General features: G+C 38.9%; 12 protein-coding genes. 4 read left to right on the top strand and 8 right to left on the bottom strand.

Translation table 11 applies throughout. The features are described from left to right. Positions 1-104 precede the first annotated feature (104 nt). The 3 genes from manA to STRPS_RS06090 all read right to left on the bottom strand — a co-directional run bounded on the left by manA (position 105) and on the right by STRPS_RS06090 (position 4,052). Entirely contained in the window at positions 105-1,055 is a 951-nt protein-coding gene (gene manA / locus STRPS_RS06100) for a mannose-6-phosphate isomerase, class I (RefSeq protein ID WP_007892157.1), read from the bottom strand. 110 nt (positions 1,056-1,165) lie between these two features. Next, a complete protein-coding gene (scrK, locus tag STRPS_RS06095; protein WP_007892089.1) occupies positions 1,166-2,059 on the bottom strand; it encodes a fructokinase ScrK in 894 nt (297 codons plus the stop codon). Positions 2,060-2,186: 127 nt separating this feature from the next. Beyond that, positions 2,187-4,052, bottom strand: a complete 1,866-nt coding sequence (locus STRPS_RS06090) for a PTS beta-glucoside transporter subunit IIBCA (RefSeq protein WP_007892121.1) — start codon at positions 4,050-4,052, stop codon at positions 2,187-2,189. A 181-nt stretch (positions 4,053-4,233) separates the two neighbouring features. On the opposite strand from STRPS_RS06090, the gene STRPS_RS06085 reads away from it, so the two are divergent. Together STRPS_RS06085 and STRPS_RS06080 are read left to right on the top strand one after the other, a co-directional pair. After that, complete coding sequence (locus STRPS_RS06085; RefSeq protein ID WP_007892133.1) at positions 4,234-5,673, top strand: sucrose-6-phosphate hydrolase; 1,440 nt, start codon at positions 4,234-4,236, stop codon at positions 5,671-5,673. 1 nt (position 5,674) lies between these two features. Continuing rightward, positions 5,675-6,640 (top strand): LacI family DNA-binding transcriptional regulator, encoded by a 966-nt coding sequence (locus STRPS_RS06080; protein ID WP_007892107.1) that lies wholly within the window; start codon positions 5,675-5,677, stop codon positions 6,638-6,640. Positions 6,641-6,694: 54 nt separating this feature from the next. On the opposite strand, the gene nusB is transcribed toward STRPS_RS06080, so the two are convergent. From nusB to STRPS_RS06055, 5 genes are all read right to left on the bottom strand, one after another. Next, positions 6,695-7,126: a transcription antitermination factor NusB gene (gene nusB, locus STRPS_RS06075; RefSeq protein WP_007892083.1), complete on the bottom strand. Its 432-nt coding sequence runs from the start codon at positions 7,124-7,126 to the stop codon at positions 6,695-6,697. After that, a complete protein-coding gene (locus STRPS_RS06070) occupies positions 7,119-7,508 on the bottom strand; it encodes an Asp23/Gls24 family envelope stress response protein (protein ID WP_007892097.1) in 390 nt (129 codons plus the stop codon). The genes nusB and STRPS_RS06070 overlap by 8 nt, the downstream gene beginning before the upstream one ends. Positions 7,509-7,549: 41 nt before the next feature. After that, complete coding sequence (efp, locus tag STRPS_RS06065) at positions 7,550-8,107, bottom strand: elongation factor P (RefSeq protein WP_003084847.1); 558 nt, start codon at positions 8,105-8,107, stop codon at positions 7,550-7,552. A gap of 140 nt (positions 8,108-8,247) precedes the next feature. Beyond that, a complete protein-coding gene (locus STRPS_RS06060) occupies positions 8,248-8,706 on the bottom strand; it encodes a deoxycytidylate deaminase (RefSeq protein WP_007892159.1) in 459 nt (152 codons plus the stop codon). A 33-nt stretch (positions 8,707-8,739) separates the two neighbouring features. Then, the gene (locus STRPS_RS06055; protein ID WP_007892101.1) at positions 8,740-9,813 is read right to left on the bottom strand and encodes a M24 family metallopeptidase; all 1,074 of its coding nucleotides are present in this window, start codon (positions 9,811-9,813) and stop codon (positions 8,740-8,742) included. A 176-nt stretch (positions 9,814-9,989) separates the two neighbouring features. Here STRPS_RS06055 and STRPS_RS06050 point away from each other — a divergent pair, with 176 nt between their 5' ends. Both STRPS_RS06050 and STRPS_RS06045 read left to right on the top strand, forming a co-directional pair. Beyond that, entirely contained in the window at positions 9,990-10,964 is a 975-nt protein-coding gene (locus STRPS_RS06050; protein ID WP_007892098.1) for an excalibur calcium-binding domain-containing protein, read from the top strand. After that, the gene (locus STRPS_RS06045) at positions 10,961-11,422 is read left to right on the top strand and encodes a thioredoxin domain-containing protein (RefSeq protein ID WP_007892081.1); all 462 of its coding nucleotides are present in this window, start codon (positions 10,961-10,963) and stop codon (positions 11,420-11,422) included. The genes STRPS_RS06050 and STRPS_RS06045 overlap by 4 nt, the downstream gene beginning before the upstream one ends. Positions 11,423-11,674: the final 252 nt, after the last annotated feature.

The raw sequence follows: 11,674 nt of genomic DNA, 5'->3' as shown, positions 1-11,674 counted from the left end.
TAATTAAGGAACTAGTACAAGAAAACCCAATAAAGGAAAAGAGAAAAGGAATGAGTTTCCTATCCCTCTTCTCTCACTTGTATTTCTATGATAATGTCTAACTATTATAAAGTGTTAGGGTGACTCACAATCATCTCTAGTTGTCCTTCAAAGGTCCACTTTTTAACATCGTTAGGCAGGATAAAATGCATCCCTTTTTTGACATCATATGCTCCTGCACCTACTGACAATTGCCCCTGCCCTTCTAAGACACTAACAAGTAAATAGGGAGCTGTCTGTCGCATATCTACTAAACCATCAATTACCCATTTGTAGACTGTAAAGAAGGGATTAGAAACTAAGGTGCTGGTAACGATATGGTCTAAGACAAGAGTGGCCGGTACACTATTTTTAGGTTTACCAATTGTCAATACATCAACGGATTGCTTTATATGTAGGTCACGCAGTTGGCCTTTTTCGTCTCTACGGTCAAAATCATAGACCCGATAAGTGGTATCACTGGACTGTTGTGTCTCAAGAATCATAATCCCTTTACCAATAGCATGCATGGTACCACTTGGAACATAGAAGAAATCACCAGCTTCAACGGGAATCCTTGTCAGTAAATTGTCCCAGTCACCAGCTTCTATCAAAGCCTTGAGTTCTTCCCTAGATTGAGCCTTGTGTCCATAAATAATTTCAGAACCAGGTTCTGCTGAAATAATGTACCAACATTCTGTTTTCCCTAGTTCACCTTCATGCTCCATGGCATAAGTATCGTCAGGATGCACTTGAACACTCAACCAATCATTAGCATCTAAAATTTTAGTTAATAATGGAAAAACTTTTTCTTCTGGGTTACCAAAATAAGCAGGGTTCTCCCTAAAAACACGATCAAGTTTTTGGCCTGCAAATCGTCCATTGATAATAGTTGAAACACCATTTGGATGCGCTGAGATGGCCCAATATTCACCTGTTGTTTCAGTGGGAATATCATAATTAAAAACTTCTCTTAGCTTTGTTCCACCCCAAATTTTATCGTGCATACAAGATTTCAGAAAAAATGGTTCTGACATAAACTTCCTCTTTCATTTGAATATGATAATCGATAGGCCCATTATACCACTTTCGTCCACTATATGACTACTATCAGCCAAATCTTACATGACATGACTTTTGACTAATCTCACAAAGCTTCTGATTTCTTCGAAACCTTTTTAGCTAAAGCAAAATTCCCAAGTGTCGCTGATCCGTTATTTGTCACAGCTGGTGTGACAATATACTTTTTCAAATTCGGTACTGGGAGATAACCATTTAAAAGGACTTCAAAGTGATGGCGTACTCGTTCAAGCATATGGTTTTGTGCCATCACACCTCCACCAAAAACGATAAGTTCTGGACGATAAAGCATGCTTGCTTGTAGAGCAGCTTGAGCAATATAGAAAGCCTGAATATCCCAAACAGGCGAGTCAATTGGCAATAATTCCCCCTTTGCTCCTGTTCTTGCCTCCAAACTTGGGCCTGATGCCATGCCTTCCAAGCACCCTTGATGAAATGGACAAACCCCTGTAAAGCCATTTTTAAGATCTGACGAATGAGGTCTCACATAAGTATGACCTGCTTCCGTATGGCCTAAGCCTCCAATCAACTGACCTCCTTGGATAGCTCCAGCGCCAATTCCAGTGCCAACGGTATAGTAAACAAGACTATTAACACGAGGTCTAGCTAATAGTTCCCCATAGGCAGAACTATTAACATCAGTTGTAAAGAAGACAGGAACTGACAGAGCTTTTGTAAACTCACTAAGGAAATCAACATTTGCCCAACCCTCCTTTGGAGTATTAGTAATATAGCCATAAGTAGGTGACTCTTGATCACTATCAATAGGACCAAAAGAACCAATTCCTATACCAAGCAATTGATCTCTAAAGGGCTCAAAAAAAGTGATGCAATTCGCAATTGTTTCTTCAACACTTGTTGTCGGAAATTGAAGGTGTTTGATCATTTTAAACTGGTCATCACCTACAGCACAGACAAATTTTGTACCACCTGCTTCAATGCTTCCATATAAGCCTGCCATTTTTTCTCCTTTTTTAAATTAATTCTTTTAAATGACTAGCGAAAATTTTTAGACTATCATTGTCAACGTTACGCTATCTCTTTCACTAGAAAGGCTTCCAAAAAGGCTAGACGATGCTAGCCTTCTTTTACCGAGCTACGAAAAGTTTTTGACCATGAGAAAGCTCCGTAGCCTCCACAATAGTAATCTCTTCATAATCAGAAGTGTTTGTAAGAACAACCATGGTTACATCTTCCAAACCAGCTGCTTTAATTTTAGCAGAATCAAAACGAGCCAATAAATCGCCTTTTTTAACTTCTTGACCAACTGACACTAACGGTTCAAAACCAAGGCCCGCCATTGAAACAGTATCAATTCCGATATGAATCAATACTTCAGCTCCCCTGGCAGATGTGATAGCAAAAGCATGGCCCGTTTCAAAAACAACTTCTACTCGTCCACTAAGTGGAGCATACAAACTATTTCCACTTGGTTTGATGGCTACGCCTTTTCCCATAGCCCCCGACGCAAAGACTGGGTCATTGACTTGATCAAGAGCTAGGAGTTGTCCATCAAGTGGTGAAAAAATAATGTCTTCATCTTTATTAGTATTAGCACTAATTTCTTCTGTTTCAACCTTGTTAGGTCTTATTTCACTGTCTTCATCTTCGAAGCCAAACAGATAGGTTAAGGTGAAACCGGCCACAAAGGATATGGCAACCATAAAAAGGTATGGCAAGAGTTGCCCGTTTAGGTATAGCAAGGTTCCTGGGATAATCGTAATCCCAAAGCCAGTTCCTGCCAAACCAAGCAAGGACGCTGTCGCTCCACCAATAGCGCCTGCAATCAAGGAAAGAAAGAAGGGTTTCCGGTAACGTAGATTTACCCCAAAAATAGCTGGTTCAGTGATACCTAAAAAGGCTGATAAAGCTGCTGGAAAGGCTAAAGCCTTTAGTTTTGGATTTTTGGTCTTCACACCGACAGCAACCGTCGCAGCACCTTGCGCAGTCATGGCAGCTGTGATAATAGCATTAAAGGGATTTGATCCATTATGAGCAATCAATTGTGATTCTAGTAAATTAAAGATATGATGAACCCCTGAAACAACAATGACTTGATGGACACCACCGATAAGTAAGCCGGGCAAGCCAAATGGTAAAGCAAGAATGGCATCTGTGACTAATAAGATATCATTTTCAACAACATGGAATACTGGCCCAATAACAAATAAGCCAAGAATTGACATCACCAACAAGGTTACAAATGGCGTCACCAATAAATCCAAAACTTCTGGGACATATTTACGGACAAACCTTTCAAATTTAGCACCGATGATCCCGATGATAAATGCTGGTAAAACAGAACCTTGCAGACCAACGACAGGAATAAAACCAAAGAAAATAGTTGGTTTAACGTCTCCAGCCGAAGCAACCGCCCATGCATTAGGAAGCGAACCAGAGATTAGCATGAAACCAAGCACAATACCAATAACGGGATTGCCTCCAAAAACTCTAAAAGTCGACCAAACAACTAATGCCGGAAGCGCAATAAAGGCGGTATCAGTTAAAATTTGAGAATAGACATTCAGATCTTCTGGAAGAGACATGCCAAGTGCACCAAGTAGTCCTCGGAGCCCCATAAAAAGACCAGTCGCTACAATAGCTGGAATAATGGGTACGAAGACGTCACCAAAGGTACGAACTGATCGCTGAAACCAGTTTCCTTGTTTTGCTGCTTCGCTTTTCATTTCAGATTTAGTGGAGCTAGGTAGGCCCAAAGCTACCACCTGATCATAAATCTTATTCACAGTACCAGTACCAAAAATCATTTGGTATTGTCCTGAATTAAAGAAAGCCCCCTTTACTTTCTCAATATTTTCGGCCCTTTCTTTATCAATCTTTGATTCATCAATAACCATAACCCTTAACCGTGTGGCACAATGCGCAACGCTTTTGATGTTTTCACGTCCACCTAAAGCGTCAATGACTTGCTTTGCAATTTCTCTATTGTCCATCTTTGCAAATTCTCCTTTTCACTTTTGATAAATCTGCTTTATCTCTTGATAACCATTTTAGCAGCTTCATTATTTATGTCAAGCGTTTGATATAAATAATATTATTTTTTATATAAAATGTTGATTTTTATGCGGAAAACGTTTAGTATATAATTTAAGAATGCGATAAAGGAGTAGTACCATGGATTTACCAAAGGAAATTCGTTACCGACCTTATCAGGAGTGGTCAGAACAAGAATTTCAGCTGATTAAGGCTAAGGTTTCTGATTCTCCCTGGCATGTTCATTACCATATAGAACCTAGAACCGGCTTATTAAATGATCCAAATGGTTTTTCTTACTTTAATGGCAGATACCATCTTTTCTATCAGAATTGGCCTTACGGTCCAGCTCATGGCTTAAAGCAATGGGTTCATCTTATTTCCGATGATTTAGTTCATTTTGAAGAGACAGGAATAAAATTACTTCCTGATCATGCTAATGATAAAGAAGGGGCTTATTCTGGCTCGGCCTACGCCCTTGCTAATCAATTATTTCTATTCTACACTGGTAACGTACGAGATGCTAATTGGCTACGCGACCCCAGACAAATTGGTGCCTATCTGTCAACTGACGGCCAGATCAAAAAGTGCTCTCAAGTCCTTATTTCCCAACCTAAAGATGTGACAGAACATTTTCGAGATCCACAGATTTTTGAATACCAAGATCAGCTGTATGCTATTATTGGTGCTCAGAGTCATAAAAAGAGAGCTTTTATCAAGCTCTATAAAGCCATCAATAACGATGTGGAAAATTGGGAATTCGTGTCAAATCTAGATATTGGTCGGCAAGCAAGTGAGTATATGATTGAGTGTCCTAATTTAGTATTTATAGACCAAAGGCCGGTTCTTATTTACTGTCCTCAGGGACTTTCTAAAAAAGAGTTGGATTATGCCAATATTTATCCTAATACCTATCAGATTTTTGACGCTTTCGATCCAGCAAGCGGACGTTTACTTGGTCAGGGGCCTTTGCGGAATCTTGATTTTGGCTTTGAAATCTACGCCACTCAGGCTTTTAATAGTCCTGACGGCCGTGTCCTCGCTATCTCTTGGATTGGCCTTCCCGACATTGACTATCCAACCGATAACTATGCTTATCAGGGAGCACTTAGTCTTGTCAAAGAACTAACGATTAAGGATGACATCTTGTATCAAAGGCCTGTCAGGGCTCTTTCAGACTTGAAAATGAAACCTCAAATGCTAGAGCAAAGAAAGGATACCTCAAATTGCTACTTATTAGAAATAACTGTTCCTAGTCACGAGCAGAAAAGTTTGGTTCTTTTTGCTGATAGAAAAGGTCAAGGCCTAGCCATCACTGTCAATACTCAAGAAGGGAAGATAACGCTTGACCGTAGTCAGTCTTCTAATAGCTTCGCTGAAAAATTTGGAAACAAACGCTCTTGCCAAATTCCAAAAGGAGATGTTACACTTAATATCTACGTAGACCGATCTATCGTTGAAATTTTTGTTAATGAGGGTCAATTTGTCCTAACAAGCCGCTATTTCCCAGAAGAGGAGGCATCAGCTCTTCTAATGCCAGATGGTGAGCTTGAAGGATTTTACTATGAAATGAGGTATTAGTGTGGTAGCAAAATTAACCGATGTTGCTGAACTGGCTGGAGTTAGCCCAACAACTGTTTCACGTGTCATTAATAAAAAGGGCTACTTGTCCCAAAAAACAGTGGACAAGGTTAAAGCTGCTATGCGTGAATTAGGTTATCAGCCCAACAACTTTGCTCGTAGCCTACAAGGCAAATCAGCCCGACTTGTTGGATTGATTTTCCCTAATATCAGCAATATTTTTTATTCTGAACTGATTGAACACTTAGAAATTGAACTTTTTAAGGCCGGTTATAAAACGATCATTTGCAACAGTCAACATGACCCTCTTAAAGAACGAGATTATTTAGAAATGTTGGCTGCTAATCAAGTTGATGGTATTATTTCATCTAGTCATAACTTGGGTATCGAAGATTATGAACGTGTGGAAGCACCTATTGTGGCTTTTGACCGCAACCTAGCCCCTAACGTTCCCATTATCTCTTCTGATAACTTTCAAGGAGGTCAATTGGCTGCACAAACTTTGCAAAGTTATCAGTGCCAGACTATCATCATGATAACAGGTAACGATAACTCTGATTCACCGACAGGTTTACGTCAACTTGGTTTTTCCTACCAATTAAAAAAAAGCGCTGAAATTATTAAATTGCCGAATCACCTGTCACCTATACGCCGTGAAATGGAAATCAAATCTATTTTAGCTACCCGTAAGCCCGATGGTATTTTTGCATCAGATGATTTAACTGCAATCTTAATCATGAAAGTAGCCAAACAGCTAGGCTTATCCGTACCAAAAGACTTAAAGCTTATTGGCTACGATGGGACAGCATTTGTTGAAAATTATTTCCCACAACTTACAACCATCAAACAACCTATTCCAGAAATTGCTCAATTAACTGTCGAAATTCTTTTAAAGCGGATTGCTAAAGAGAAAATCGCCAAAGATTACATCTTACCCATAAGCCTTCTGCCTGGGAGAAGCATTTAGAACAGGCCTATCTCAAGATAAAAAGTACCTATTTCAGTGGAAATAGGTACTTTTTTAATTGTCTTTTACAAATTGGCTTAATAAACCATTAATGAATTTGGCAGAAGTTTCATCAGAGTATTTTTTAGCAATTTCAATGATTTCATTTAATGCCACACGGTCTGGGGTTTCGTCAAAATACTTAATTTCATATAGACCTAGACGGAGCATGGTTCTATCTGATAACGTCAAACGTTCAATTGACCAACCCTTTTTAAGGTTCTCTTTAATAATGGCATCTAGTTCTTCCTTATGATTGTTGACCCCATTAACTAAAGTCAATAAAAAGGCCGGCACATCCAAGGGATGATCTTGATCAGACACCTTATCGTAATCATAGGCAAATCGGGATGACTCTAAAAAGTCACCACCATGTTCCATGTTAAAGAGTGCTTGAAAAGCCCGCTCTCGAAGATCTCTTCTTGAATTTTCAAAACTACTAATCATCCAAGAAATCCTCTTCAAAAAGTGATTTCAAATCAGGTTTTGGTGTTTTTTCTGGCACAATACCTTCTACATGGATATTAACCGCCGCAATGGTTACTTCTGCCATATCGTAGACAGCTGCTTTGACAGCCTTTTGAATAGCTACTGAAACAGTCGGTACTTTAACACCATACTGAAGGTAAACATAGATATCAGCCGTGACAGAGCCATCTTCCTCGGTCTGTAAGTAAACCCCTTTACCTAAACTTGATTTATTAAAACTATCCGACATCTTTTTGTTATGAAGTGAATAGACGCCGTCAACCTGAGTTGCAGCAATGCCTGTAATAACTTCAAGAACACGTGGCGAAATGACAATCTCACCTATATTTTCACTTAACATAGCATTTCCTTTCCTTTCCTCAACTCTTGTTGACAAAATCCTTAGGCACGAGAAACGTAGGTACCTTCAGCTGTATTAATGATTAATTTTTGTCCCACTTCGATAAAGTCTGGAACATTGACAACCAACCCTGTTTCAAGAGTAGCCGGCTTACCAGAACCTGTTACAGTTGCCCCTTTGATAGAAGGTTGTGTTTCAGTAACCGTTAATTCAACAGTTGTAGGTACAGTAACTCCGATTACTTCACTGCCGTAGAATTGAATTTTGACATCAGAATTTTCAAGAATGTAAAGTAATTCTTGCTCAACATTTGCAACTGGAATTTCATATTGATCGTAAGTTTCAGTATTCATAAAGTAAGCTGTGTCGTCCATTTTGTACAAGTATTGAGCTGGTACAGTTTCAATAATGGCTTGTTCAAACTTTTCATCTGGACGATAAGTTGTATCAAAAGTAGAACCTGTACGGACATCACGCAACTTCATGCGCATGATAGTATTCCCTTTACCTGGTTTGTGGTGACTTGCTTCAAGAACGCGAATTAATTTGCCTTCTGACTCAAAAGTCATACCTGCTCTAAGCTTACTTGCTTCAATCATTTATTATTACCTCTTATTACTAAAATTTTTATCATCTCATTCTATCACAAAAGGACCTTTTGCTCAAATCTTTTCTGCCCGAGCAAGGACTTTAAAACGTGTATCCTCACCTTAAACTAGCTTAACTTATCAGGTGGATTCTAGTCCGAATGACCACCCAATGTTAGTTCTGGCACATTATGTTGCACATAGGCCACTCCCTTTTTCTCCATCAACTCAATAGCAAAAGGATGTGGTCGATAGTGAGCTTTATAGGTAATTTTCTTTATACCCGCTTGTAAAAGGGCCTTAGTACAATTGATACAGGGAAAATGAGTCACGTAAAGCTCTGTTCCGTCTGTTGAAATTCCCTCCTTAGCACATTGGATTAGAGCATTCATCTCTGCATGAACTGTCCTGATGCAATGCCCATCTTCCATGTAGTGGCCCGCTTCATTACAATTGTCTGTAGCTGAAACACCACCATTATAACCAGTTGCAATAATACGGTTATCCTTGACCAAAACAGCTCCCACAAATGCACGGTCACAGGTTGACCGCTTAGAGATAAGTTCTGCATTGGCCATAAAATAATCTTGCCATGATAAACGATTTGCCATTAGCTCTTACCCAATACTTTCTAAATGATTCACTTATAATACAATTAATTCTTTAGGTGCCAATGTTAAGACCTGACACCCTTTTTCCGTAATAACTAAGTCATCTTCTATGCGTACGCCATACTTATCATCCAAATAAATGCCTGGTTCATCTGTCACCACCATGCCGACTTGGAGTTCTTTCTGGGACTTCCCAAAAAACGGATTCTCATGGATATCAAGCCCGATGCCATGACCAATGCCATGTGTGAAGTTACTACCGTAACCAGCTGCTGCAATCAGATCTCGTGGCACCTTATCAAAATCGGTAAATGTCATGCCTGCACGCGCTTTTTCTATCAAAGCCTCATTAGCTGCAAGTACAATACCATAAATCTCGCGCTCTTGGTCAGTTACTTGCCCGATGTGAATGGTCCTAGTCATATCACTAACATAGTGATTATAGTAGCAACCAAAATCCATGGTGAGAGTCTCACCAGACCCAATGACCTTATCACTAGCACGGCCGTGGGGCATAGCCGAGCGAAAACCCGAGGCAGCAATGGTATCAAACGACGTTCCGCTAGCACCATATTGACGCATCCGAAAATCTAAAAAATTAGCCAATTCTTGTTCAGTAGTTATTCCTGGTTTTATAAAGTCAAGAGCATCTATAAAGGCTTTGTCTGAAATAGAACACGCTTTAGCAATTGTCCTAATTTCAGAATCATCTTTAATCAATCGTAATTCCTCCACAAAACCAGATTGAGCAAGTAAAGTAATCCCCGAAAAAGCGGATTGCAGTGCTTGATAATAGAAAAAGCTGACGTGATCTTCAAAAGCAAGCTGATCTAAGCGATCTGTTTCTAACAAATCTGCAACAACCCTTAATGGCGTACGGCTTTCAATAATATCAAAACCTTCTATTCCAGCTTTAGCCATTAGGGTATAGCGAGAATCCGTGATAAAAATCCGACGTTCTCTTGTGATTAAAATAGTTGCTGCGCTCCCCGAAAAACCTGTCAAATAATAACAATTTGTCAAATTAGTGATTAGAATAGCCTCCAACCCCTTGTCTTTTAGCAGTTTTTGACACTTCTTTAAACGTTCTTCTATAACTTCTGACATCCTTAATGAATCTCCTTCTACTTGGCTTTTGACAATATTGTAGCATGAAAGGCTATCTAATGGCTAGAAATCATAGTAAAAGAGACCATAAATTAAAAAACACTACTCTTTAATGAAATATTTACAGAAAGATTACAAAATGGTAAAATAGTTTAAAAATAAGAAGTAGGTTAAAAATGAAAAATAAAGGTTCTTTTACTACAGTTCTGTATATCATACTTGGAATTACTATTCTTAGTATCATTTTAATGGCAATGCCTATCCTTTTAGTGGCGGGAGTTATAGGCCTGTGGTTCTATACGAAAAAGAAACCCAATCGGCAAAGAAGAAATTATGCCCTAATAGCTACTGTTATCGGTTTAATTGGTACTATGATGCTAGGTACAGGCTATACATTTTCTTCTAAACCAGCTACAAATAAAGAGCAAGAAACTCCTAACACTCTTATTAGCTCTACAAGCAAGAAGACAGTTCCCCAGAATCAAGATAAAGATATTAGAGACGCTAACCAAGCTATTAGTCAATTAGAAAAGGATACCAACCCTATTCATTTAGAAAAAGCTAGAGAAGCCATCAAACATCTCAAAAATAATAAAGATAAAGCATTATTAGAAAAACGGTTTTATCGCTTGGAACAAAAGATCTACATTGAGGAAGCTGAGAAAGCAACTAAAGAAGTAGAAACCACAAAAACAAAGGATCTACTTGAGATTGCCAAAGAAAAAATAGGGCTTATTTCTGATTCTACCAAAAGAAACCCTTTTATGGACCGCATTTATCTAGTCAGCAAGGCTATTGAAGAGCAAGAAGTACAGAAGGTCGCTGAATCCGATGCAGAAAATGCTGTGAAGCAACTTGAAGATAATCAAAATCGCGCCAAGGTCTCATATGCCGAAGAAAAGGTTAATAAGATAACAAATACCACCAAAAAAGCTAACTTTACTAACCGTATACAGTCAGTAATTACCAGCATTGAGACACGTGAAACACAAGCAGCAGCACAACAATTTGTCCAAGCACCTCCATCAAATACACGCTACTATGCTAACTGTACAGAAATGCGTAATGCTGGGGCTGCTCCGATTCAACAAGGACAACCTGGCTATGAGACACGCCTAGATCGAGATCACGATGGTTGGGCTTGTGAATGATTAAAAAATGCTCACTTTTTCTACTGTTAGTTGTTACTTTCTTAAGCACCAGTATCGTTGCTGCTGATTTAAAAATTGACTTACCCATTAAAGAAGCACAAGCAGTCTTAGCTTATCAAAAAAATAGCGACCAATTTCAACACGTTTCTGTCAAAACTATTCAAGTTATGATGTTAGAGGGGAAAATTTTCTACCTCTATACAGGGCGTGCGACTTGTCCCCACTGTAGAAATTTTATCCCTAAACTCTTACAAGCAGCTAAACATTGCAAGACACCTATTTACTATTTAGACTCTGAAAATACCAACCTTAATGTGGCACTAAGTCATTTTAGAACACACTATGGGATAAGGACTGTCCCTAATCTTTCACAATTCCAATCTAATCAACTCATCAAAAGCTTGGATAAGCCTAGTCAAGCGCAAAATGAAGAGATCAGTCACTTTCTATTACAGTAAAAAAGTTTTCTTTTTATAATAGATTAGGTTGGTAGCTGAGACAGTAGGTCAAACAGTCAGGAAAGTGACTACTTGGGGTAGCCAAATGAATGTCATACCTAAAGCTTAAGCCTAGGTCTAAAGATGTCTCAATGCCAGAAACTCATCGTTTCTGGCATTTTTGCTAACTCCCAACCTATCAAGCTTTGCTAGAGGACAGAATTGTAAGTAGTACTATTGTATGATAAAGGAGGTCGGTAGTTACTTTGGCTA

The sequence above is a fragment of the Streptococcus pseudoporcinus LQ 940-04 genome (assembly GCF_000188035.1).
GTDB lineage: Bacteria > Bacillota > Bacilli > Lactobacillales > Streptococcaceae > Streptococcus > Streptococcus pseudoporcinus.
Note: the sequence above shows the minus strand (reverse complement) of the source record. Positions and strands in the feature narration are given on the sequence as shown.